Genomic DNA, 24,212 nt, shown 5'->3' with positions numbered 1-24,212 from the left:
GACGCGCCGTTCAAGCCGGGGCGCAGATATGTCGTGGTCGACGACGCCATATTCGCGGCGCCAATTGATCGAGGGAAGGGAGCGCTTGAAAGTGAGCGAGCGCTTGATCGACGGCACGAGTGAAACGTCGACCGAGGGGATGGGCACCGCAAAATAGACCAGTGGTCTTGATTTCGCAGTGTGTCCTGTGCCTCAATGGTGGTGTGACGAAATTCCATGCCATCCGTGACCAGCTCCTCGACCGTCTCGAGGACATGGCCGCCGGTGAGCAGTTCCCTCCGGAACGGCAGCTCGCCGAGACGCTCGGCATCTCGCGGATGACCCTGCGCCGCGCCATCGACGAACTCGTCGCCAAGGGCATGGTCCGCAGGCGGCACGGCACGGGTGTCTTCGCACTCGGACCGAAACTCGACCAACCGCTGGCCGCGAGCTCCTTCACCGAGGATATGCTCGCCCGCGGAATGCGTCCCGGGTCTCATATCCTCAGCTTCGACGTCGCCGAGGCGGGCGCGCACATCGCTCGTCGACTCCATATTGCCGAAGACGACGACGTCATCGCGATCCTGCGTCTGCGCCTGGCCGATGACGAACCGATCGCTCTCGAAGAACTCCACGTCCCCTCGGCTCTCGTCCCGGGGCTGAGTCCAGGTGACCTCGAGGACCAGTCCTTCTACGATCTGCTGCGCCAGAACTTCGGCATCCGCCTCAACCACAGCGTGCAGACGATCGAGCCCACCCTCCTCGACGCCGGCGAAGCTCAACACCTCGGCGTCGAAGAACTCTCACCCGCCCTGCTGTTCGAACGCATCTCCCGCGGTGCCGATGACCGCCCCTTCGAGTTCGTCCGCTCCGTCTACCGAGGCGACCGTTACAAGGTCCGCACCGAACTCACCGTCCCCGCCCCGGCCGCATCCGGGGCCGCCCCCACCGGCACCGCTCCCGCCACCGTCACCGACCACACAGGAGGAGTGCAGCCATGATCATCGCCGGCCTCATGACCGGAACCTCCGCCGACGGCCTCGACCTCGTCATCGCCGAGTTCCGACCCGACCCCATCAGCGACACGGAACCCACCCCCAGCTTCGACCTCGTCGGCGCGGACCCCACCACCCTGACCGTGCGGATCCTCGCCGAGCGCGAAACCCCGTTCGACGACCGACTCTCCGACGACATCCTTCGCCTCCTCGAGCCGGCAGATCTGCCGTTGTCACTGGTCAGCAGCGTCGACGCCCGGCTCGGCCGATTCTGCGCCGACGCCCTGTCCGAACTCTGCGCCGACCACGACTTGACCCCTGACCTCGTCGTCTCCCACGGACAGACCGTCCGCCACGACATCACCGACGGGCAGGTCACTTCGACCCTTCAGCTGGGACAGCCGGCCTTCATCGCAGAACGACTCGGTGCGCCCGTGATCTCCGATGTCCGCTCCCGTGACGTCGCTGCCGGGGGACAGGGCGCCCCGCTCGTCGGGCTGCTCGACTCCCTCCTGCTCTCCGACGCCGAGGCGCCGACCGCGGTGCTCAACCTCGGCGGAATCGCGAACATCACCGTCATCGCACCTGGCCACGATCCCATCGCCTTCGACACCGGCCCGGCCAATGCCCTCATCGACATCCTCGCCCGCCGCATCACCGACGGTCGCCAGGGCTATGACCGCGACGGTGCGCTCGCTTCCGCCGGCACCGTCGACGAGGACCTGCTCACCGCGCTCCTCACTGAACCCTTCTACACGCGCCCCGCCCCGAAATCGACGGGCAAGGAACTCTTCCACGCCGCCTACCTCGACTCATACCTCGAATCCCACCCCCACCTCGGCGAGCATGATCAGATCGCCACGGTCACCGCGCTGACCGCGTGCACCATCGCCGAGGCGGTCCGGGAGCACAATGTCACCACCGTCATCGCCTCGGGAGGTGGGACGAGGAATCCGGAGCTGATGCGCCGCCTCGGCGAGGAACTGGGCGAGGGCATCGTCCTCACGAGCACGGATGAGGCCTTCGGGCTGCCGGAAGGCAGCAAGGAAGCGTTGCTCATGGCGCTCCTCGGGTGGCTGAGCTGGCACGGACTCGACGGCACGCAGCCCAGTCTGACCGGGGCGATCGGACCGCGCATCGCGGGCCGGTTCACTCCCGGTAACGAGCCGCTCCGTCTGCCCGAACCACTCCACCGACGACCCACCCGACTGAGACTGGCCGACTGAACCGCGGCCGCCACCGGCAACGCCCGCCCGGCCACACAAACAAACGCACCTCCTGACCACCGACCACCCGACACACTCCACACCCCAACAAGGAGAGACCAATGCAGATCATCGACCTCCTGGTGATCATCGCCTATCTCGTCGCAACGGCGTGGCTGGGACTGGCACTGAGCGGCAAGCAGAGCAGCCTCAAGGGCTACTTCCTCGGCGGGCGCGACCTGCCGTGGTGGGCAGTCTGCCTGTCCGTCGTCGCCACCGAGACGAGCGCGCTCACCGTCATCGGCATCCCCGTCATGAGCTACCTCGGCGACCTCAACTACCTGCAGCTCGGACTCGGCTACATCCTCGGCCGCGTCATCGTCGCCTACTTCATGCTGCCGCGCTACTACGACGGTGAGATGATCACCGCGTACGCCTACCTGGGCAAACGCTTCGGCCAGTCGACGCAGACCACGGCCGGCGTGACCTTCCTCTTCACCCGACTGCTCGCCGACGGCATCCGCGTGCTCGCCGCGGCCATCCCGCTCAAGGTCATCCTCGACGGGCTCGGCATCCACACGAACTACTTCGTCATCATCGTCGTCCTCTCGCTTGTGACGATCGTGTACACGTTCATCGGCGGCATCAAGGCCGTCGTCTGGGTCGATGTCGCGCAGATGATCCTCTACGTCCTCGGCGGGATCCTCGCGATCATCATCATCTCCGCATCGATCGGCGGCGGATGGCTCGCCGAGGCGGTCGAGGCCGGAAAGACGAACATCTTCGTCTTCGAGGGCAACCCGATCTCTGCGGACACCTCGTTCATCCCGTCGGTGCTCGGCGGCGCCGTGTTCGCGATGGCCTCCCACGGTTCCGATCAGCTCATCGTTCAGCGCCTGCTGTCGTGCCGGTCGAAGCTCGAGGCGCAGAAGGCTCTCATCACCTCCGGATTCGTCGTGGTCGTCCAGTTCGCGATCTTCCTCGCCGTCGGTCTGGCTCTCTGGGCGTACTACGATCACGCACTGCCTGCGGACCTCGGCCTGACTCGCGACGACGAGATCTTCCCGCTGTTCATCATCGAAGGACTGCCCACGGGAATCTCCGGACTGCTGCTGGCCGGCATCCTCGCCGCCGCGATGTCGACGCTGTCGTCGTCGCTGTCGGCCCTGTCGTCCTCGACGGTCAACGACGTCTACGCGAAGCTCAAGCGCACCCCGATGACCGACGAACAGGGATTCAAGGTCGGCCGCTGGGCGACGATCGGCTGGGGCATCGCGTTCATCCTGCCCGCCACTGTCTTCGAATCCGACTCCGGCAACATCGTCATCCTGGCTCTCGGCATCGCCGGCATCACGTACGGCGGTCTGCTTGGCGCGTTCGTCTTCGGCATCGTCAACAAACGAGCCCGTGCCGTCGACGCGAACATCGCCTTCGCCCTGGCCGTGGCCGTCAACGCGTTCTTCTTCGTCATGGAGAAGTACGTCACCGGCGAGGTGTGGGTGGCGTGGCAGTGGTACCCGCTGCTCGGCGTCATCGTCACCTTCATCGTCGGCGGCCTGCTCGGTCTGCGCCACAAGACCACAGTCGAAGAGCCCACCATCGCCGAGGTGGAAGGGAGCCCCCGTCCATGACTTTCTCCCAGCCGGGCTCAGCCCGCCCGACCTCGCCGACGTCGGAACCGAACCCGCCGACGTCTGAAACGGCACCGCCGGCGGCCGGCCGGCCGCTGTCCCCGACCGAGCAGCGCAATCCGGCGAGCTCCGGACTCGACAACCTTGACACGCTCGGGGTCTTGCGGGTCCTCAACGCCGAAGACCATGCCGTCATCGATGCGGTCGCCGCGGCCCTGCCGCAGCTGGCTGAACTCGTCGACATTGCCGCTGACCGCATGCGCCGAGGCGGCCGCGTCCACTACTTCGGCGCAGGTACCTCGGGGAGGTTGGGCGTCCTCGATGCGAGCGAGCTCCTGCCGACGTTCAATCTCGAACCGGGCCGAGTCATCGGTCATATCGCCGGTGGTCAGGCGGCATTGGTCAATGCGGTGGAGAACGCCGAGGACTCCGGGGCCGATGGATCCGCAGCCGGTGCCGAGCTCGGACCCGACGATGTGGCCATCGGCATCGCCGCGAGCGGGTCGACCCCGTACGTCGGCGGGGCGCTCGACGCGGCGCGAGCCAACGGCGCCCACGCTGTGCTCATCTCGAACAACCCGCACGCCTCTCTGGCGGAGAAAGCCGATGACCACATCGTGCTCGACACCGGCCCCGAAGTGATCACCGGATCGACCAGGCTCAAGGCCGGCACCGCCCAGAAGCTCACCCTCAACGGGTTCTCGACCGCGCTCATGGTCGCTCTCGGCCGGACCTGGGACAACCTCATGGTCTCCGTCGTCGCGACGAACGCGAAGCTGCGCGAGCGCACTGTGCGCATCCTCCGCGAGGCAGCCGACCTGGGAGACGCCGACGCGCGAGCTCTGCTCGAGAGCTGCGATGGCGATCTCAAGTCCGCTATCGTCGTCTCCTTCACCGAGGCGGCCCCCGCCCTGGCAGCGTCGACTCTGGAGTCCCATGATGGTTCAGTCAGGGCCGCGATCGCCGAGCTTGTCGGGACGAAGAAACCGGTCGGCTCGGACGACGGTACGGACTCGGAAGGTTCCGGCCCGGGTACCGTGGGCGCATGACCCTGATCCTCGGCATCGACATCGGCGGCACCGGCAGCCGAGCCGCGCTCGGTGACGTTGGCGATGCAACTGACCATCGTGGCAATGCCGTTAGCAGACCGGGCATCGCTGACGGCGGGGGCTTCGTCCCACGCATCATCGACCAACTCACCGGCCCGCTGATCGAGATCGGGCCGAGCGGCAGCACTGTTCTCGACGTCCTCCGAGAACTCGTGAAGTCGGCCGCCGATACCTGGTCCGAACGTCTCCGCGAGGTCAGCGGCATCGGAATCGGTGCGACCGGCATCGCCTCCCTCGCTGAGGATCCGTCCGACGTTCTCGCCGAGATCTCCGGCGAGGTCGGGGTGCCCGCAGTCGCCGCGATCGATGCCGTGACCGCCCACCTCGGTGCTCTCGGTGGGGCCGGTGGGGCGATCAGTGTGCTCGGCACCGGGGCGATCGCCATCGCCCATCCGGGTCCGGACGCTGACGGCAAATGGACAGCAGACTGGTCACGAGCCGATGGCTGGGGACACCTCTTCGGCGATCGCGGGGGAGGAGCGTGGCTGGGACGTCATGGTCTCGAACTCGCCCTGCGCACACACGACGGAATCGACGAACACGGCCGTGCTTTGCTCGAGGCAGCCACCCGACGCTTCGGCCCACCCGCCTCGTGGCCGGCACAGTTCTATACCCGCAGCGACCGGGCCGGACTCCTCGCCGAATTCGCCGTCGACGTCGCTGATTGTGCCCGGGCCGGCGACACAGCATCTGCCGACCTGCTCCGTGAAGCTGGTCAGGAAGCGGCCCGCAGCGCGCTCGCCGCAGCTCGTTCCGTGCGAACTGACACTGACTCTTCAACGGTAGCCACCGAGGCCTTTCCCACTTCCAACTCCTTGACCCGCATCGCTCTCACCGGGGGAGTCGCGGCCGCCGGCGATCACCTCGTCGAGGGATTCCGCGCCGAAGCCGCACGACTGGATCCGACCATCACCATCGTCGAGCCCGCAGGCGGACCATTGGATGGGGCACTCACGCTCGGTCACCTCGGTGCCGGTGGGACACTGGGCGCACAGGACAAGGTCCTCTGGACCTGATTGGGCGTCAGTCGCCCCTGGCCTGCCGCACCATCCGCACCTCGCGCACCTCGCGCACCCCGTCGTACTCGTCGGTCTTGATGGTGCCGTCGGGGACGAACCCGTTCTTTGAGTAGAACGCCTGGGCGCGGGGATTCGGATCCGCCACCCACAGATGGCAGGTGGTGCCTGGGCCGACGACCGTGTCGAGGAGTTGTTGCCCGACGCCGGAGCCCTGCACGGCTTTGTAGGTGTAGAGAACGAAGAGTTCCCGCTCATCGGGTCGGTCGGTGTCGCGAGAAGGCCCGGACATTGCGATGCCGACGATCCGGCCACTCTGTTCGGCAACTGCGCAGGAGTGAGTTCTCTGACGTGCCTCATCGAGTGCCGACGTCCACATCTGCCGGCGACGGTCGATGAGGTCGGGAGCATCGAGGAGTTCGTCGGGCATGATCCCGCGGTAGGTCTCACTCCAGGTGTCGACGTGGACGCGCGCCATTCCGGCGACGTCGGCAATGACTGCGGGGCGGACTTCAAGTGTCATGAACCGACTCTACCCCCGGGTGCCGATCGTTCGCCGGGCCTACGACCATTCACAACACAAGGTGGAGCTCCGGTCCCCGGCACGAAATATTCACCTGACCTGCATCTGCCGACAAACAGCTGTCCAGCCGGGGCACCCAGGATCGAGAGAGTGAGAGCGAACCGCGAACCAGTCACCTCCGTCGAATCGCCAACCTCCGGCCACCCACTTCCTCAACCGCTCCGGCCGTCACCACCCGGTCCTCGGAGCTCCGGCGGGGGAGCCGTCGCATTCGAGCCGGTGGCAGCACCACCGCCCTCCGGCCTCGAGCTGCCGATGGGCCCGCGTACCCGGTTGTATCGATTCTTCGAGGCCCTGCCGGCGGCGATCAGCTTCACCGCTGTCGGGCTCGTGTTCGTCCTCCCATTCGTCGATGCAATGCTCGGAGCGGTCTATGTGCTCTCGATCGTCGGGCTGATGTTCGTCCGGGCGATGCTCGGGGCGATCGACGTCGCCCGCGGGTTCCTTCGCTACCGACGCAGCGCTCGCGTCGACTGGGCGGCACGCCTGACCGACCTCGAGCGGGCCCTGGACGGTCGCCCTTCCCTGGCGCATCCTCGGGGTGGATTCCGTGCTGCCGACCACGCTGCCATCGTCGCCAAAGTCAGTGCCGATCCGGACTCGATCATGCGACCATCGGCCCTGTTCCACGCGGTCGTTGTGGCTGCGTACAACGAGCCCTACCCGGTCATCGCTGACACCATCCGCACCCTGCTGCACACCTCGACGAAGCCCGAACAGCTCCTCGTCTTCTTCGCCCATGAGGAACGGGGAGGACCGGCTATGGCTGAGACCGCTCGGCGGCTCGAAGCCGAGTACGGCCACCGCTTCGGGGCCTTCGTCCTCGTCGAACACCCGGCCGGATTGCCCGACGAGATCGCCGGCAAGGGAGCGAACATCACGTACGCCGGTCACCTCCTGGCCGAATGGGTCCGTGACGAGGCCATCGACCCGCGTCGGGTGATCGTCACGAGCCTCGACTGCGACAACATTCCGCACGAGTCCTATTTCGACTGTGTCGCCTACGAATATGCGACCGCGCCGGACCGGGAGCGTCTGTCGTTCCAGCCGATCAGTCTCTACATCACGAACATCTGGGACGTGCCCGCACCATCGCGAGTGGTCGCCAGTGCGAACTGCTTCTGGAATCTCACCACCACGGTCCGGCGGCTCGCCCTGCGCAACTTCGCCTCCCACGCGCAGCCGCTGACTGCTCTGGTCGAGATGGGCTTCTGGTCGAAGCGGACCATCGTCGAGGACGGCCACCAGTACTGGCGCAGCTGGTTCCACTTCGACGGGGACTACCGGGTCGTCCCCATCCACGTCCCGATCTTCCAAGACGCGGTGCAGGCAGGGACGTTCAGGACGACCATGGTCGCTCAGTTCAAACAGCTCAGCCGCTGGTCGTACGGCGCCTCCGACGTTCCCTATGTCGGGGTGCGCGTCTTCGCTCCCGGAGCCCGCGCACCGTTCTGGCCCGGAGCCATCCGTTTCTTCTCCCTGCTCGAAGGGCACGTCAGTCTCGCCTCGATCTCGATCATCATCGCCATCGGCGGGTGGATCCCCTTCGTCGTGGCCACGCAGACGGGGCAGGCATCCTCGTTGGTCGAGCGCATGCCGATTACCGTGGGCATCATTCAGCAGATCGGCATGATCGGACTCATCGTCTCCATCATCGTGTTCAACGCGCTGCTGCCCCCTCGGCCGATCCACGTCCCGCGCGAACGCCGGGTGACGATGTGGCTGCAGTGGCTGCTCTATCCGCTCACGCTGCTCGTATTCAATTCCTCGACCGCGCTGTACTCGCAGTGGTGCCTGCTCACCGGCCGCTACCGCGAACGCTTCGACGTCACCGAGAAGATGGCCGGCGGACGCTCCAACTGACCAGGTGCCGGCAAATCAACTGGTTCAAAGTGTGAGTGCCCGGATTTCAGGCTCCTCTCCTGCACTTTGAACCAGTTGTCACCTCCGTCGCCGAGGCGGTCGGTCGGCTGGCCGGAGCGCATACCCTATTTCCGTCGCCCGGAGCGAGGTCTACGCTGGGAACTGAGCCCCAGCGTTCACAGAGTCAACGGTGCCGCCGATTCCCGGAGCCGCGGTGCCGTGGAGCCGAGGAGAGTGTCATGGCCGACACCGACACCCCACACACCGCCCGCACCGACACCCCACACACCGCCCGACACGACATCGAGCATTTCGACTGCATCATCAGCGGAGGCGGCCCTGCCGGAATCGTGGCCGGCCTGCTGCTCGCCCGTGGCGGAGTGAAGGTCGTGGTGCTCGAGAAGCACGAGGATTTCTTCCGCGACTTCCGCGGTGACACCATCCACCCGTCCACTCTGCGACTGCTTGACGAACTCGGCCTTTACCACGAGTTCGCCCGCATTGCTCATCGCCGCGTAGAAGGAGTGACCCTGACCGGGCGAGGCGGCCAGGACATTCTGCTCGCCGATTTCACGCGGCTCAACCTGCCCCATCCGTTCATGACGATCGCGCCCCAGTGGGACTTCCTCAACCTGCTTGCAAAAGCGGGCGAGAACGACTCGAACTTCGACCTGCGGATGGGCGTCGAGGCCGCCTCGTTGATCTGGGACGGAGACCGTGTGGTCGGTCTCCGTGCCCGGAATTCGACCGTCGCCGGGGCGGCCCCACAGTCCGAAGATACCGACGTTCCCCACGGGAAACGTGCTGACCCCGCCACCGACGTTCCCACCCCGGCCACCCTCGAACTCCGCGCACCACTTGTCATCGCCGCCGACGGCAGATGGTCGAAGGCGCGCGCCGAGGCAGGGTTGTCCGTGAGGGAACTGCCGTCGACGATCGACGTGTGGTGGTTCCGCATCGACACCGAGGCGGTGCTGCCCGATTCCGTGGCCCCACGAGGTGGGAACGGAAAGGTCTTCGTCGCCATTCCGCGCGACGGGCACGTGCAGATCGCCCGCCTCATCCCGAAAGGCGCGGACGCGCGATTGCGCGCCGAGGGAATCGATGAGTTGCGTGATGCCGTCGCGGAGACCTATCCGCAACTCGCCGCGGACGTCGGCCGGATCGACTTCGATGACGTGAAGCTTCTCGACGTCCGCCGCAATGAGGCCGAGCAGTGGTTCGTCGACGGCCTGCTGTGCATCGGCGATTCCGCACACGCGATGAGTCCGCTCGGCGGGGTCGGAGTCAACCTCGCGGTGCAGGACGGAATCGCCGTCGCCCGGATTCTCGCCGAGCCGCTGCGTGCCGGGTCGGTGGGCACCGCCGAGCTGCGGCGACTGCAGCTGAGACGACTCCCGACCACTCGTGCGGTCGAACTCCTGCAGTCAGGAATCCACCGGATGGTCGAACCCGCCGTTCACGGGCACCGGCCCATCCGTCCACCTGCACCGGTGGAGTGGCTGCTGACGACTTTCCCCGCGCTCACCGTGGTGCCGGCGCGTATCCTCGGCATGGGAATCACCGCAGAACACGCCCCGGATTTCGCACGACGCGAGGAACCGACCTTCGACGGAGCCCGATGAGCGAAACCCTGAGATTGCGTCCCTTGGCTCCCGCCGATGAAGCGGTGCTGAGGGGCTTCCATGAGCAGCTGCGCGCCGACGACTTCGCATTCCTCCAAGCCGAGGGCACGTGGGACGACATCATCGCCGCCCACGAGCGCGAGGCTCGCGGAATCGATCTCCCACCGGGACGAGTGCGCGCGGAATTCCTCGTCGCCGAGGTGGACGGGCGGCCCGTGGGTCGCACCTCCATCCGATACGAACTCAACGACTTCCTGTTCGATTTCGGCGGGCACGTCGGATATGCAGTCGCCCCGGAATTCCGTCGCCGAGGATACGCCCAGCAGATCCTGTCCCGCTCGGTCGAACGTCTGCGATCGGCCGGAGTCGAGAGCGTGCTCGTCACGTGCGATGAGACGAACATCGCCTCGGCAAGTGTGATCGAACAGTGCGGGGGAGTCCTCGAGGACGTGCGCGAAAACAGTGACGGACCGCCGAAGCGGCGTTATTGGATCGGCGCGGATTCCGGTTTTCCTCAATCGGCCTCGACGGTCAGCACTAGTGCCGCGGTGACGGCCGATCCGTAGAGTCGAAGACATGAACTCACTATTCGACTCCATCCGCAGAATCGGTTTCCGTCGCGGTCCCGACCGCATCCTCGGCGGTATTGCCGGGGGCCTCGCCGAGGTGACCGGCATCAACGTCTGGATCATGCGGCTCATCGTCCTCGCCTCGTTCCTCCTCCCCGTACTCGGAATCGGCGCTTACCTCGTCGCGTGGATCCTCACTCCGTGGCAGGACAATTCGATCCCGCTGCAGCAGGTCTTCGGCGGTCGCTAGATCGAGTGACACGCGTGAGCTGATCAGCGTTCGCTGTCCAGTTGCGCCATAAGCGCACTCGGGTAGCGATCGCCACGTACCTCGGTTCTGGAGAGGACCTCGTCGATCTCTGCGAGATCAACTGAACTCAGCTCCACCTCGGTGCTGCTCAGTGTCGCTCGTACCTGCTGGACGGTGCGCGAACCGACGACGGGGACGATGTCCTCACCCTGTGCTGCGACCCAGGCGATCGCCAGCTGGGGCAGCGTGATCCCCTTCGCCGAGGCGACCGAACCCAATGCCGATATGATCGTTTCGTTGTGTTCGAGGTTCTCCCCTTGGAAGCGGGGGAACATCGCTCGATTCCCGCCGGTCTTGCCCGCGAACAGTCCCTTCGCCAGCGCCCCGTAAGCAGTGATGCCGATTCCGAGGTCTCGGCAGGCGGCCAGGATCCCATTGGACTCGATGGAACGGGTGAGCAGTGAGTACTCGATCTGCAGGTCGCTGATCGGAGCGACCGTTGCCGCCCTGCGGATCGTCTCCGCACTGACCTCGCTCAATCCGATCGACCGGACGTACCCGGCCTCGACGAGTTCGGCGATAGCCCCCACGGTCTCTTCGATAGGGATATTCGGGTCAAGGCGTGCCGGCCGGTAGACGTCGACATGATCTGCGCCGAGACGTCGCAGCGAGTAGGCAAGGGAGTTTCGGATTGCATCGGGGCGCGAGTCGAAGCCGATGAAGGATCCGTCAGGTGAGAGCACGGCCCCGAACTTGACCGAGAGGATGACGTCGTCACGGCTGCGCTGGCTCAGCGCACGGCCGATGAGCATCTCGTTGTGGCCTGCTCCGTAGAAATCGCCGGTGTCGATGAGGGTGCCTCCGGCGTCGAGGTAGGTGTGGATGGCGGCGATTCCCTCAGCGTCAGAGGTCGGGCCGTAGGCACCGGACATACTCATGGCGCCGAGGCCGGGCGATGTGACGATGGGTCCTGCGGCGCCCAGTCGGCGGTGGTCGATGGTCTGCGAGTTGTTTTCAATAGTCATGTCAATGAGTCTGCTCGCATTGAGCGCCGGTGAGAATGCTCTGTCGATCCAGGGACAAGTTGTCCCTGGCTGCTGTCGGGCAGCAGGCAGATAATGGGGCGATGACTGATCGTTCGGGCCTCGCCGATTTCCTCCGCCGTCGCCGCGAGAGCCTGCGACCCGAAGACGTCGGTGTGGGCACCACGGTTCGCCGGCGCACGCCGGGACTCAGACGTGAGGAAGTGGCGATGCTCGCGGGCGTCTCCGTCGACTACTACTCCCGCCTCGAACAGGGCAGAGGAGCGACGCCGTCGGCCGGAGTCGTCAGCGCCGTCGCCCGTGCGCTGCAGTGCGACCGGGACCAGCGCGATCACCTGCTGCATCTCGCAGGACACCCGGTCCCGCCGCGCAGTTCGGACGGGCATATCCGGCCCGGGCTCATCGCCGTGGCGAATCGGCTCGTCGATGTGCCGGCCGTCATTGTCACCGACCTCGGCGAGGTCGTCTGGCGGAACCCGATGGGGCGTGTTCTGTTCGGCGATCTGCCGGAGGAGCCGGGACGTGAGAGGAATCTGATCTGGAAGTGGTTCGAGGACCCGGAGTCACGGCCGATGCCCGAAGAGGACTGGGACAGGATCTCGGCGACACATGTGAGCGATCTGCGGGCGACATACGCCAAGCGGTCGGGTGACCGGCGCGTGCGGGAGTTCATCGCCGACCTCATCGACATCAGCGAGGAGTTCGCCGGACTGTGGGAGCGGCACGACGTCGCGGTTCGCCATTCCGACATCAAAGCGATCGCCCACAAGGACGTCGGTCGACTCGATTTCCGGTGCGAAGTGCTTCTCACTCCCGACGATGACATCTCGCTGCTTGTCTTCTTGCCTCTCGAAGGCACCGAGACAGCGGGTCGTTTGGAGCTGCTCGGCGTCGTCGGGACACAGACTCTGGCCTCGGGGTGAGGTGCGGACCGAGTCAGTACTCGCGGGGAGCACTGCCGACCGATGCGCAAGAATGAGGGCATGAGCGAAAGCGAGCCCTCCGCACCGACCGATCGCTACCCGGCCGCCGACGAATGACAGGCGGTCGACAGGCACTTCACTGACACTCTCGTCGGTGAAGACGACGCGCTCATCGCCGCACGCAGGTCAGGTGCTGCGACGTCAATGCCCAATGCCGAGGTCGCAGCCAACCAGGGAGCGTTCCTCGGACTCATCATCGCGCCCCGACGGTGAACCGTACCCGATAGTCGGAGCTACCAGACTTGTGGAGCCCTTCGGTAATAGACGTCGATCGGATCCAGGTCCAGCGTCGGTGCGTCGAAGATCGTCCAGATGAGGAGAACGACCGTGACCGGGAAGAACGCGATCGCCAGATAACGCGTCATACCCCTCCAGAAACCGACGCGTCGGCCGCTGTGCTTAAGCGTGACGACTCCGCACAGCGCCTGGCCGGGGGAGACGGTGCAGCCGTAGAGAACGCCGAACACCAATGCCATCAGCGGATAGCTGATAAGAGCAACTTTCATGGCATCGTCGATCGAGATGATATTCACCGCGGCGAGGGCCAGCGCGATGCCGATGAGCATTCCGGTGAAGAAGAGGACGAGGACCGCATCGAGGATCCTCGCCCACCAACGCCGAACCGATGGCGCCGGGGTCAGCGGACCGCGGTTGCGCCAATGACCAGGGCCGTTGACGGCAAGCCCAGCTTGGGCGCGGTAGTTCGAACTCATTGTGCGTATCCTTCTCGCTGCTGACCGGTCGATGACTCCGACTCTATGCGGTTGCCGGCCCGCAGGGGGTGTTCGTCAGGCAACATCCTGTGCCAGTTCCGGTACAACCCTTCTCGACCGTCCGCGGTCGGTGGGAGAACTGAATCGTCTGCTGAAAATCTGCTGAAAATGATGCACCCCCGAAGCTCGCAGCTTCGGGGGTGCCATGTATCATGCCTGGTCAGGCTAGGTGGGCCCCGTGGGGATCGAACCCACGACCCGCGGATTAAAAGACCCCTAATAAACCCTTATGAATACAGGGCTATAGGGGATTGAGTGCAAGTTGAATGCAAGTCTTGTCACCGATGCAACTCTAGCCGCGCCGCGTCCTGAGCCTCAGCGGCGATCCTTCCGAGCGCTTCGGCAACTCCAGTCAGATCATCCGCGAACAAGTGGCTGTAGGTATCTAGGGTCATGGCGGCTGAAGCGTGACCTGCGAAGCTCTGAGCGAGCTTCACGTTCGCACCAGCACCGACCACGAGAGAAACACACGTATGCCTGAAGCCATGCAAGCTGAAGTCATCAGGGAAGTCCGAGTCCTGCCGATTGAGAGTGTAGCCGTGGGCGGCGTCGGGCAGACTCAGCGCCTGTCGCGTTTCAGGGTCGGCTTCACCCGTGACCGGCAGGCCGTGAGCCTGCTGTACTTGCTCGACCGCTCTGGCTGTCTCCGGGCCGTAGACATGGAAGTCCCCGCTATATTCTTCGTCGGCCATGTTGAGAGCATTCTGCAAACGTTCAACGGCTGAAGCCGCAATCTTCACAGCAGGCTTCAGTGCCCGGTTGTTGACATTCTGGTTCTGCAAGTCGCCCCCGCGCGGGGCGGTAAACAGGTGGTCATCCCGGCCCCGGCGGCGAGCCTCGGCAATATCCAAAGCGATCTGAGTAAGCGGGATCGTTCGGCGCTCGCCACCCTTTGTCACCTCGGCGTAGCTGATTTTGTTGTCGATAGTCCTCTGAGTCCTGCGGACCCTGAGAGCACCGTTCTCAACATCACGGCCACGGAGAGCCGCAAGCTCCCCAAATCGCAGACCAGTCAATGCGAGGAAAACGAAGATCGGAGCGAAGTGCTCCGACGAGCACGCTGCGATCCTGTAGACCTGCCTCATGCTGAGGCTGTATCGCTCCACGTCGGAATCCTCCGACTTCGGCAATTGCTTGAGATAGGGCTTAACCGTGTTCGCCGCGACATACCTGCCGACCGCATAGTTCATTAGGCGACTGAACTGACGCACGCCTTTAGCTTTATTGCTGGGCGAACTGAACTTCCCTTGCTCCACCCACCCGCGGACTGCCTTGTCCGTGACCGTCGCCAACGGTGCGCCGCCCCACCGTGGTTCGATGACGGATCGGTAGATTTCGTCATACCTGTTTAGTGTGTTCCCGGCCGTGCCGGTGTTCTTCCGCCCACCAGTGCCACGCAGATACTGCAACCACTCCTGATGAAGCTGCTCTACCGTCATCTTCTCAGCCTTAGACTGATCGACATTCGAAGACGAATCCAGCTTCGCGTAAGCCTCACGGTCGAAGTCCTCAGCTTCGCGCTTCGTCCGAAACTTCTTGCGTTTGTACTTCCGCTGGCCCCCGTCCATGACGGGATACAGGCACTCCCACGGTAACTTGCCCGTGGCCAGATTCTTCACACTCATGAAGCAAGAATACAACTAAAAGTCCGTGAGTCAGATAATTGGGAGTCGCGACATCGCCGCGCCCCGCAGGCCTGATGGTCTTGATGCACTCGCGACATGCCCACAGGTAGAATTTTTCCCTGTGGAAAGCGGTGGAAAACCGTTGTAGACCCACATTCCGAAAGGTTGTCCAGAACGAGTCGTGGCCTTGACAAATCAAGGGTTCGGCGTTACTTCACGGCTTGTGGACGATTGCGGACTGCGGTTGCACAGGGTGTGGAACCTGCAAATGACACTGGTGTAACACTGGATATGGATGTAAAGTCGTAGACGAGCACAAGATGATGTGGTTGTCAAGCCTTCGATGGCAGATGACACAACTCTTGAACGTCCCTCAGCGCCCGGCCCTGAATGATCAGCGCGGTTGCGAGAGCACGAGGGGTGGCAAGTACTCGTATTCAATGGATCGCCATGCGCGGAGGCTGCGCAAAAAGGCGGCCTGTCTTCACTACGCAATCGGTGTACCGACCGTAAGCCAAAGGGTGCGAAGTACATTTCGGTCGAACTCAGCACCAGAATCAGCAAAGGACACACCTATGCCCATCAATACTCAAGCAGGCCCTCGGTCTGTCGCTCCAGCAAATGAGCGCGACAGTGAAGACGCATCACTGGTTGCAGAGGTAGAGAGCTATCTCAGGCGTCAGCCGCAGCCGCGAACGGCTGTCATGAACGAGCATGAAGCCGCCGAATACATCGGCTGCTCAGTGTCGTGGCTGAGGAACAACAGGCGAAGCCCGGCAACGCCGCCATTCGTCAAAGTCGGGAAAAACGTTCGATACAGGATCGGGTCGCTAGACACCTGGCTGGAGCAACAGGAAGTGAAGCACTGAACGCTCATTCCGCTATGGCTCCATGAGCCAAAAGCAGTGCTGTCAAACGGGCAGTCCAGCAGGGAATGACCCCGTGTGAGTGGACGGTAACGAGACGAATGGAATGCAGTTCTTCCCGCCCAGAAATAGCGGGGGCGGCGACATTGAGAGGGAATGGGTGCCGGAATCAACTTTACAACTGACCAATCGGTCGGGAAATAGAAGGAGTCGCGTAAAGCGAAAGCACAACAAGTGCCAATTCTGGGATATGAAAACGGGAGGTTGCGACTCCGATGGAGTCTCGACCGTCCGATACACAAGCGGAGGAATCAAGTATTCCTATTGGGTATGCGCAAAGCATTACAACAAGAAGCGCCGCTTGATCTACGGAGTCTGCTCTTACCGAGTGCGCCGCGAAGACGGCAGTCTCTACAACTGCACGTCAATCCGAGACACGAACAGAGGAAAAGGCCCAAAGAAGCGCGGCTATTGCCGCAGGCATGAAGACCAGTACCTCAAAGAAGCGAAGCCGGGAGCCGTTCAAAGTGCCCTCGACCGCCTCGCCGGAATTATCACTTCCGACAGTTTCACTGGTTGTTGGTTAACACCGGCAAAGAAGAGCAGCACCAACGGGCGAGCCCAGATCGGTTGTGCGGGGCTGACCTGGACAACCTACCGTCTGACCTATGTCCACTTCTTCGGGCCACATGCCAAGGGACTGGAGTTATCGCATTCATGCGATAGAAAGCTCTGTTGCAACCCGCTTCACGTCATCCCTATGACTAAGAAGAAGCATGAAGTGCTGACCCGCGACGAGCAAGCTACAAACATCTGGCGGATCGCTCAGGCGAACCGCGAAGCGCCAGTTGACCTGCTGACATTCGCTGAGACCCACAGCCTACCGCTGTATGGCACCGGGACACGGTTCGCTAATGCCTTTTTCGGCACTGACTACTTGCTCGCGGATAAGCGAGTCGCCCGCGCCGTCTAGCCCGGCCACTACGCGAACTGTGTAGCAATTCAGTCGATACAACTCTCGACACACCCAAAGGAGGTGAACACCCATGCCGCCGAGCAAAAGGCTCGGCACGAGAGTTAGAGAGCATTACAGATGGATCAAAGCAATCTGGAATTCATCAAGGTCGGAGATCTTGAGCCCGGTGACTTCTTCACTCTTGGAGTGAATAGTCCCCTGACGTTTGTCGCCCGAGGCCACCATTTGACGATGGGCGGCAGTGCCCAGCTGGACGCATCGTGCCTTGCAGGCATGCGCGACGGAGCCGCCTACACGAGCACGTTCTACCGCCCGGCGCTAGAAGTTCTCCTTGTCCCCGAAGACGTCGTGGGGGAACGAGTAGCCGCTGCTGTCGAAGCATTCAGTGACCGACAGTTCCGAGGCCATGAACGAATCGAACTGCCCTCCGGTGTCTGGCCTTGGGCGGACGCAGTAGTGACCGGCGGCGAACCGGAGGTCGCGGCTTGACCAACCTCAACGCCCAAGTCCTCCACAACTACGCGAACTACCTAGAACGCCGGTTCGACCGGCTAGAGCTTAAAGAGCTACGCGCGCCCGACTCCCGCCGTGAGCGGCAGATGGAGTATTACCTCAACGAGCTGGACGTGGTGTTGGAACTCATTAACCAGATCGAAAGCGAGACCAAATGAACATAGGAGACCAAGTGACCGTAGACGGCAAAGTCGCCGAGGTCGTCAAACTGCGAATGTCCGTACCCGTCGCCGTGATCGAGTTCGGGGACGGCGAACGCGACCTGTACTGGTACGGGGGCGCGGAAAGCAACAGTGGCGATTCGGGGCTGGTGCGTGGCCCCGAGACGGGGCCGGGCGGATTTGCTGACAAGTGGATCGGAGCTCAGGCACTAGCGCCCATCAACGATGGGCCCAGCTCTGACGACCTGGCCGATTCGTGGGGGTTAGGCCCGCTGCCCACAGAGCCGCATGAAACTAGGGCTTCTACACGACCAGCAGACATTCCCGAACATTCCCCCTCGCAATCTACCTGGTCGCCCGAAACGCCACGACAGGCAGAGAAATGGTCGCGAGTGAAGTCCTGGTACTACCGCGCAGGGCTATGCCCGCGCTGTTCCAGTCAGGGCGCATGGGGGCACCAGCTTGGGTTCTCAAACGTGAAGCCGCCCTGTTTGCCTTGCTCTCGGGTCGTCTCGAAGTTTCCGATCCTTGCTGTCCACGGCTGGTGCAGGCTCACTCAGTACACGGCACCTCAATACGCGGTCTCCGCTGTCGCGTGAGGGCTTCTACCCGACCTGGAGTCGACGGTGCACCAGTTGGATGCCCTGACTCCCCGGTCATCTAAAACACACCAATCCAATACGAACAGGAACGAATTTGAACATCACTCATGAGAACGAAGACCAGCACCGTCCAGCCGCCGAAGCAGCCGACTCCAAACTTGCCAAGGCCCGGGAGGCTTTAACCGAAGCTCAGGCGGAACTCCAAACGGCTCGCCAAAACCTCGCAGACCATGAAGCCAAAGCCGAGACGGCCAAGTCGAAGCCAAAGAATTGGGCGCATGACGGAGCCGAACTCACCGCCACGATCACCTGGTATGAACGCATGGTCGCCTCACGATCTTCAGCCGTCGCGGAAGCCGAGACTCAAGCCGCCGAGGCGAACCGGGCGCTCGCCCTTGCTCAGATGCAAGACCGCGCCGAGGCCATACGTGATTTCGACCGGAACGCTTTCATCCGCCGGTACGCGGCGATGCTTGCGCCTATCGCTGCCGAGGCATGGGCAGAGCTGAATGCCGTCACCGACCTTAAAGGCGAGATAGCCTCAATTGCACGCGGTGCCGGTATCGACAACTCGCACCCACGGTATTCGGAGCCGTCCGGCGGCATGGGCGAACACGTCTTCGACGGCATCCGTCTCGACCCCGTCGGGCTAACGTCCTCGACCGTCGAAGAAGCTTTCAGAGTTCCCGATGACCCTCGGGTCGTCGCACGCCGCGAAGCACACGCCGCCGAAACTGCGAAGCAACGCGACGCTGACCGTGAGGCCAAAGCTCAAGCGCAGGCCGAATGGGAAGCCGGAGCCGCCCATCGCGAAGCCTACGCTCGGTTCAAAGTCGCCCACGACAACTGGACTGCAGAACGCTTCCGCCGCGCCCGCGCTTTCGAGACCACGGCGACAATGCCGCCCGAACCCGTATTCGCTGATCCGGCCACCTGGTGAAGTGACGCGGGTGACTCACCTGACGAACATCTGAAATGAGAACGCCCCTCGGCTTAGGCCGGGGGCGTTCTTGTATTCACGGACTTCTCTGAACTTCTGAAACTTTTTTTGACCCACACGCCATAGGAATAGGTGGGGGCCGATTTTTAAGGCCCCCACCCCTCGACCGAACACGCCTTGACCACCCACTAGTCGAGTCCCCTTAGTTACTCCTGGATGGGATCGAGTAACAATTACGGGCTTCTGAAGTGGGAGCGTCCATTCCTGCTATGACCCACCGGTGGATTTAGGGGACGGGGGTGGGGGTGGTGCCCCCACTGGCTGCGTAGCTGTTAGTCTCCTTCGCTCCTGAGCTGATGGACAGCTGCGGCAGCCTCTATCGCTTCTCTGTCCCTGCCGAGGATGTGCTTCGCGATGAAGTACCCACTGATCACGATGACAAGACCCACCGCGACATACGCGGCTCCGGCTGGCACTGCGCTGCTGTTTGACGCGAATCCGCCGGTAAGGGTTAACGCCGCCGCGAGGATCGAAAACGTGCCTGCCATCTTGGAGCGCCTTTCCGAATAGGTGCGTAGCCATGCGGCGTAGGCGGCGTCTCGATCCCGCCTCTCCAAGGGGCCACCTCCCAGCAGTCGCGATTCGACTGCCTCGTCTGTGTAGCCGCTGTCTTTGTTGGCTGCTAGTGGACGGTCGTTGTCGCATTTGTCTGACGTTGAGGTGCCGCCGACATCATTGTTCACTACTGGGTTTTCACTCATAGTCCAAATGTAGTCGATGCGGGTCCCGTTCATCTGTGGCGGAGCCGCGCATCACGGGCAAAAGTGGTTTTTGGCCCGCGTCAAGGGAAGTATGCTCACTGGACGCTGCCAATCGGCTCTCAACTGCCCCGAAGTTTAGCGTCAAGGGAAGTTCATGTCGAAATGAATGGACACATGTCTAAGGAAGTCGTAGAGTTCAATACACATTTATTGGGCGGTGTTCGCCCACCAGCAAGAGGGGATCGACATGAAAGGTCAGGCAGTCGCCTACGTCCGCGTCAGCAGCATCGACCAAAACACAGCCCGACAGTTAGAAGCGGTCGGAGAAGTAGACCGTGTGTTCTCAGAGAAAGTCTCAGGCGGATCACGCGACGGGCGTGAGCAGCTAGCCGAGATGATCGCCTACGTCCGAGATGGCGATACCGTTATCGTCGCGTCAATGGATCGACTCGGCAGAGACGTGGATGACCTGAAGTCCATCATCCGCGAACTCAACGGCAAAGGTGTGAACGTCCACCTGAAGAAGGAGGGACTGCGATTCGTCGTTAACGGTGAAGAATCAGACAAAGCAATGACCGACCTCATGCTCCACCTGCTCGGCGGTGTCGCCCAATTCGAAAGAGCGCGAATCCGGGAACGTCAGCAAGAGGGAATCGAGATTGCCAAGGCTCAAGGGAAGTTCGCTAAGGCGAAAAAGCTCAGCGACGAGCAGATCGCAGAAGCCCGCCAGCGGATCGCTGAGGGTGCAGCCAAGGCTGAGATAGCCCGAGACCTCGGAGTCTCACGGCAGACGCTCTACACGGCGCTAAAATCTGCCTGAACTAATCGGCAATGGCTCGCTGCTCCCAGATATGTGCTGCATACCTTGCGATTCCAGCGGCAGTATATGCTTTCGCGATCACCATGCCCAAGTCTGCTACGCGTTTCACAACAGGTGAATCGTATTCCTGATCTTCCGCTAGCGGGTCACTGAACCGATGTTGCCAAGAGGCACCATGAGCGTCAGCAGACGAAGTTCTCCATTGTGACCGAAGCACCTGACTGAAATGCTCTACATCTTCATCAGCGAAGAACTCATCGCTAATAAGATCGCTTGCTACTTCCTTGAACATCGTGGTCAAAGACGGAGGTCTGCCCCCAACCGCGTGCGTGAGGTCTGTACGAATTGAACGTAAACCCTCCAATTCTTCATCTGTTACCTCTCGGTCATCCTGAAACAACCGGTCCATCGTCTGAATGTCTTCCTTGCTTAGGATCTCGTCGTTGAGCTGACGCAAGGCCGAAGCATTCGCTCGTCTTACTCGTGACTCCCGGTCGTCTGGTCGAATAACCCAAAATGCTTCACACGCGCCGAGAAGTGCCGTGCGATGTACAAGGCCAAATGTCGTTCCACGTTGCAGTTTTTCGCCCCCAGCCCAAAGTGCTTGGAACCCCTGTAAGCCGCAAAGAGCGGAGGTTATTGACGCAGACACCACGCGGCTGGCGGTTCTTTCGCCAACTGTCTCCTCGTCATCCTGGTCTAGTTCTGTGCCACTGTCCGGGACAGTCAGGCTGTCAGCCGTAGCTCTAATGTCACTAACCATTTGGTCAATGCGGTCGAGTGCTTCGTAGTCATCATCATCTAAATACTGAGCCATAGCTAGAGACTAAATTCGACCGTGGCTATCGGCAATGAATTCATAGTCATCGGCCTCTGGTGATGCCAGTTGGAGTAGTTTCATTAGTCCACCTCGCTGGTGTCGCCGTCGCTGTTTTCGCCGTCAGGGTCGGAGCGCTCGTAAAGCACACTGCCGACAAGCCCTTCGACCGAGATTGCATCCGGGTCAGGCTCCTGGCGACCCTCAGTTTCGGCCAGGCGAACTGCCGAAATATACGCCAGACGAACTGCCTGGATGACGAGTACACGGCGCAGTCCCTCCGACACCTCTCCACGCTCGTGGGCAACGGCAGCCAGTCGCGAAATCGTCTCGGCTCTGCGAGCGATACGCACGTCAGGGTGGCCTCGCTCCTGGCGAGTTGCGTCTGAGATAAGAGGAAAGCGGAACGATTCTGGGAGGTCGATTGGTTCGGAGAGCGGCGGAATCTTTTCGTTCAGGATAGCGCCGAACTTGCTGTCCTTGATCGCGCGAAGATAAGCCGAATATTCCAAAGCATTCAGATGCTTCTTTGCCTCTGCGTTGCTGCTTGCAACTCCCTCATATTCCCAAAGCGGCCACATCTCAACTTCAGCCACTTCGAATACATCAAGAATCCGCATAGCTACAGCGTCAGTTCGCTGATTCGTGAGATGGCGATTAAGCCGAGTCGAAAGCTGTTCGTTGGTCTGTCCGACATAAATCGGCTCGCCATCATAATCGAAGAACGCGTAAGCTCCCCATTTGGCTGAGGCGATCTTCCGCCCCTGGCTGTCAGTCGCTTTCTTCGCTTCGTCAAAGAGTTGCCGGAACTCCTGAACCAATGGAGCTGGCAAGTCTTTCAGCTTCGGCTTCTTCCTGCCAGCGCCACCTGCGCCCCGAGCCGAGGCTTTGCTCGTGCTCGCCATCAGACCGCCTCAAGATGAGCAGGGGAACGATGACCGTCAAACTTCCCCCTGATTAAAGGCAACAGGTAGTTGTCTGCAAGCCAAGACACTGCTGGCACTGCAACTGCGTCACCAAATCCAAACATTGCTTGAGTCGTTCTCGCCGCACTGAGGTCATAATCTCCCGCGCCCATGAGCCGCGCGTATTCGCGTGGGGTCATCCAGCGGACTTGAAGCCGACCGTTCCCTAAACGAACCACTGCCTGCTTTGACGATCCGCCCCGAGCAGTGCGAAGGCAACCCGAAATGTCATCGGGGCGAACCTCCCACACGGCTACACCCTTCCGGGTTCGCCGGTAGGCAGTCCGATATTTGACGCCAGATGACTGGCGAAGTTTCGTAATGCGCTCTAGCTGGAACGGGGATAGCGACCCGACAAAAGCCTTGGTGCGAGTCTCGTCCCACCACCGGTCATCAGTCGCGGGCATAGCTTCCACCAATTCGCCGAACCCGTCAGTTAATGGCGACGGCGGCTTCGGTAGTTCCGCACGATGAGTTCGCAATTCATTGTCACCGTAAACCCACTGAATCCAATCTGGACGCAACTCCGAATTGGGCTCGGGAGTATCCTCAGGCGGGTTCATCGCGCCGACCAGGAAAAGCCTCGGACGTGACTGCGGAACAAACCGACGTGCATCAATCGCGAGCACATCTACCGAATAGCCGAGGTCGTTGAAAGCGCGGATCGCTGCAATGAGGTCATCGCCACCATGGGACGAGGCGAGACCCGTAACATTTTCAAGCACGGCAACTTCAGGACGGTCATCGCCAAGTTCTTTCAAAAGGCGAATGAAATGCCAGAACGTACCTGACTGTGAACCGGCGAACCCAGCGCGACCGCCGGCCAATGAAAGATCAGTACACGGCGACGAAGCCCACGCGAGTGAGGTGCCGTGGGGAAGCTCTTCCACACCGACGCCCCCGATGTCTCCAAGCGAAAATGAGTGCTCGGAAGACTCTCCGAACTGAGCGTCATACATGGTCTTCTTATCGAGCTCATAGTCATTCGCCCATGCAACATCGAAGCCTGAGGCTTCAAGGCCCATACGCGCGAGTCCGATACCGGCAAAGAACTCTAAAACCTTAGGCCGCGTGCCACCAATCGATGTTGTATCTCCCATGTGCCCAACACTAGCTGAGCAGACTGACACTGGTCAGAGGGCACACCTGTGAACGTTGCGGGGACTGTAAACCGATCATTCGTCAGAAGACCGAGGCCTCGGATAGAACGCGACCGGCGAACTGCCCGGCGGGTAGAAAAAGACACCGGGGCGAAGCCCTGGTTCTGGCCGATACTTCGCCAGCTCAGGCAAATTACCTATCTCAGTCTCGTTGCGCAGCGACATTGCTTACCTCCCGAATTGGTTTTCATCATTATCTGACTTCAGGTAGTCGCATGTATACGAATGTCTGGAGCTTGCTCCAGCATTGAACTAGTCTGACGTGCATGCGCTCAACGATGAGACCGGCATGAAGACGTGCGCGGTGGTGTGGTGTGATCGGAGCCCAATAGCTCGCGGCCTCTGCCAGCGTTGCTATGCAACTTATAGGCGTGGGGTCAGC

At 62.1% G+C, this 24,212-nt stretch carries 23 protein-coding genes; 15 read left to right on the top strand and 8 right to left on the bottom strand.

From position 1 onward, the window contains the following. The first annotated feature begins 203 nt into the window (after positions 1 to 203). The 5 genes from HIM68_RS09345 to HIM68_RS09325 all read left to right on the top strand — a co-directional run bounded on the left by HIM68_RS09345 (position 204) and on the right by HIM68_RS09325 (position 5,935). Positions 204 to 980: a GntR family transcriptional regulator gene (locus HIM68_RS09345; RefSeq protein WP_172171634.1), complete on the top strand. Its 777-nt coding sequence runs from the start codon at positions 204 to 206 to the stop codon at positions 978 to 980. Then, positions 977 to 2,200 (top strand): anhydro-N-acetylmuramic acid kinase, encoded by a 1,224-nt coding sequence (locus HIM68_RS09340; RefSeq protein ID WP_172171632.1) that lies wholly within the window; start codon positions 977 to 979, stop codon positions 2,198 to 2,200. The genes HIM68_RS09345 and HIM68_RS09340 overlap by 4 nt, the downstream gene beginning before the upstream one ends. 101 nt (positions 2,201 to 2,301) lie before the next feature. Continuing rightward, positions 2,302 to 3,810 (top strand): sodium:solute symporter, encoded by a 1,509-nt coding sequence (locus HIM68_RS09335; protein ID WP_172171630.1) that lies wholly within the window; start codon positions 2,302 to 2,304, stop codon positions 3,808 to 3,810. Beyond that, positions 3,807 to 4,859 (top strand): N-acetylmuramic acid 6-phosphate etherase, encoded by a 1,053-nt coding sequence (gene murQ / locus HIM68_RS09330; RefSeq protein ID WP_172171628.1) that lies wholly within the window; start codon positions 3,807 to 3,809, stop codon positions 4,857 to 4,859. The genes HIM68_RS09335 and murQ overlap by 4 nt, the downstream gene beginning before the upstream one ends. After that, positions 4,856 to 5,935 (top strand): N-acetylglucosamine kinase, encoded by a 1,080-nt coding sequence (locus tag HIM68_RS09325; RefSeq protein ID WP_172171626.1) that lies wholly within the window; start codon positions 4,856 to 4,858, stop codon positions 5,933 to 5,935. The genes murQ and HIM68_RS09325 overlap by 4 nt, the downstream gene beginning before the upstream one ends. A 7-nt stretch (positions 5,936 to 5,942) precedes the next feature. On the opposite strand, the gene HIM68_RS09320 is transcribed toward HIM68_RS09325, so the two are convergent. Next, positions 5,943 to 6,458: a GNAT family N-acetyltransferase gene (locus tag HIM68_RS09320; protein WP_216657052.1), complete on the bottom strand. Its 516-nt coding sequence runs from the start codon at positions 6,456 to 6,458 to the stop codon at positions 5,943 to 5,945. Between the two features lie 279 nt (positions 6,459 to 6,737). Between HIM68_RS09320 and HIM68_RS09315 the strand changes: the two genes are divergently transcribed. The 4 genes from HIM68_RS09315 to HIM68_RS09300 all read left to right on the top strand — a co-directional run bounded on the left by HIM68_RS09315 (position 6,738) and on the right by HIM68_RS09300 (position 10,825). After that, a complete protein-coding gene (locus tag HIM68_RS09315) occupies positions 6,738 to 8,381 on the top strand; it encodes a hypothetical protein (RefSeq protein WP_216657051.1) in 1,644 nt (547 codons plus the stop codon). A gap of 239 nt (positions 8,382 to 8,620) precedes the next feature. Next, on the top strand, positions 8,621 to 10,006 hold the full coding sequence (locus HIM68_RS09310) for an FAD-dependent oxidoreductase (RefSeq protein ID WP_172171624.1): 1,386 nt from the start codon (positions 8,621 to 8,623) through the stop codon (positions 10,004 to 10,006). After that, entirely contained in the window at positions 10,003 to 10,572 is a 570-nt protein-coding gene (locus HIM68_RS09305; protein ID WP_172171621.1) for a GNAT family N-acetyltransferase, read from the top strand. The genes HIM68_RS09310 and HIM68_RS09305 overlap by 4 nt, the downstream gene beginning before the upstream one ends. A gap of 10 nt (positions 10,573 to 10,582) precedes the next feature. After that, complete coding sequence (locus HIM68_RS09300) at positions 10,583 to 10,825, top strand: PspC domain-containing protein (RefSeq protein ID WP_172171619.1); 243 nt, start codon at positions 10,583 to 10,585, stop codon at positions 10,823 to 10,825. A 23-nt stretch (positions 10,826 to 10,848) separates the two neighbouring features. Here the strand turns inward: HIM68_RS09300 and HIM68_RS09295 are convergent, their stop codons facing one another. Further along, positions 10,849 to 11,850, bottom strand: a complete 1,002-nt coding sequence (locus tag HIM68_RS09295; RefSeq protein ID WP_216657050.1) for an aldo/keto reductase — start codon at positions 11,848 to 11,850, stop codon at positions 10,849 to 10,851. Positions 11,851 to 11,951: 101 nt separating this feature from the next. On the opposite strand from HIM68_RS09295, the gene HIM68_RS09290 reads away from it, so the two are divergent. After that, positions 11,952 to 12,791, top strand: coding sequence for a helix-turn-helix transcriptional regulator (locus HIM68_RS09290; RefSeq protein ID WP_172171617.1), 840 nt, complete (start codon positions 11,952 to 11,954; stop codon positions 12,789 to 12,791). Between the two features lie 293 nt (positions 12,792 to 13,084). Here the strand turns inward: HIM68_RS09290 and HIM68_RS09285 are convergent, their stop codons facing one another. Next, positions 13,085 to 13,564, bottom strand: coding sequence for an RDD family protein (locus tag HIM68_RS09285; protein ID WP_172171615.1), 480 nt, complete (start codon positions 13,562 to 13,564; stop codon positions 13,085 to 13,087). A 338-nt stretch (positions 13,565 to 13,902) separates the two neighbouring features. Further along, positions 13,903 to 15,249: a tyrosine-type recombinase/integrase gene (locus tag HIM68_RS09280; protein ID WP_172171613.1), complete on the bottom strand. Its 1,347-nt coding sequence runs from the start codon at positions 15,247 to 15,249 to the stop codon at positions 13,903 to 13,905. Between the two features lie 575 nt (positions 15,250 to 15,824). Between HIM68_RS09280 and HIM68_RS18815 the strand changes: the two genes are divergently transcribed. The 4 genes from HIM68_RS18815 to HIM68_RS09260 all read left to right on the top strand — a co-directional run bounded on the left by HIM68_RS18815 (position 15,825) and on the right by HIM68_RS09260 (position 19,307). After that, on the top strand, positions 15,825 to 16,118 hold the full coding sequence (locus HIM68_RS18815; RefSeq protein ID WP_216657049.1) for an AlpA family transcriptional regulator: 294 nt from the start codon (positions 15,825 to 15,827) through the stop codon (positions 16,116 to 16,118). Between the two features lie 385 nt (positions 16,119 to 16,503). After that, positions 16,504 to 17,088: a hypothetical protein gene (locus tag HIM68_RS09270; RefSeq protein WP_172171611.1), complete on the top strand. Its 585-nt coding sequence runs from the start codon at positions 16,504 to 16,506 to the stop codon at positions 17,086 to 17,088. 488 nt (positions 17,089 to 17,576) lie between these two features. Further along, positions 17,577 to 17,762: a hypothetical protein gene (locus HIM68_RS09265; protein WP_172171609.1), complete on the top strand. Its 186-nt coding sequence runs from the start codon at positions 17,577 to 17,579 to the stop codon at positions 17,760 to 17,762. Positions 17,763 to 18,461: 699 nt separating this feature from the next. Beyond that, positions 18,462 to 19,307, top strand: a complete 846-nt coding sequence (locus HIM68_RS09260) for a hypothetical protein (RefSeq protein WP_172171607.1) — start codon at positions 18,462 to 18,464, stop codon at positions 19,305 to 19,307. A gap of 332 nt (positions 19,308 to 19,639) precedes the next feature. On the opposite strand, the gene HIM68_RS09255 is transcribed toward HIM68_RS09260, so the two are convergent. After that, positions 19,640 to 20,068, bottom strand: a complete 429-nt coding sequence (locus HIM68_RS09255; RefSeq protein WP_172171605.1) for a hypothetical protein — start codon at positions 20,066 to 20,068, stop codon at positions 19,640 to 19,642. A gap of 247 nt (positions 20,069 to 20,315) precedes the next feature. Between HIM68_RS09255 and HIM68_RS09250 the strand changes: the two genes are divergently transcribed. After that, positions 20,316 to 20,888, top strand: a complete 573-nt coding sequence (locus HIM68_RS09250; protein WP_172171603.1) for a recombinase family protein — start codon at positions 20,316 to 20,318, stop codon at positions 20,886 to 20,888. Between the two features lies 1 nt (position 20,889). Here the strand turns inward: HIM68_RS09250 and HIM68_RS09245 are convergent, their stop codons facing one another. The 3 genes from HIM68_RS09245 to HIM68_RS09235 all read right to left on the bottom strand — a co-directional run bounded on the left by HIM68_RS09245 (position 20,890) and on the right by HIM68_RS09235 (position 23,770). Further along, positions 20,890 to 21,705, bottom strand: coding sequence for a hypothetical protein (locus HIM68_RS09245; RefSeq protein WP_172171601.1), 816 nt, complete (start codon positions 21,703 to 21,705; stop codon positions 20,890 to 20,892). 83 nt (positions 21,706 to 21,788) lie between these two features. Continuing rightward, complete coding sequence (locus HIM68_RS09240; RefSeq protein ID WP_172171599.1) at positions 21,789 to 22,610, bottom strand: GIY-YIG nuclease family protein; 822 nt, start codon at positions 22,608 to 22,610, stop codon at positions 21,789 to 21,791. Continuing rightward, positions 22,610 to 23,770 (bottom strand): DNA cytosine methyltransferase, encoded by a 1,161-nt coding sequence (locus HIM68_RS09235; RefSeq protein WP_172171597.1) that lies wholly within the window; start codon positions 23,768 to 23,770, stop codon positions 22,610 to 22,612. The genes HIM68_RS09240 and HIM68_RS09235 overlap by 1 nt, the downstream gene beginning before the upstream one ends. Positions 23,771 to 24,212 lie beyond the last annotated feature (442 nt).

It is taken from the genome of Brevibacterium sp. CT2-23B (assembly GCF_013168765.1).
GTDB lineage: Bacteria > Actinomycetota > Actinomycetes > Actinomycetales > Brevibacteriaceae > Brevibacterium > Brevibacterium sediminis.
Note: the sequence above shows the minus strand (reverse complement) of the source record. Positions and strands in the feature narration are given on the sequence as shown.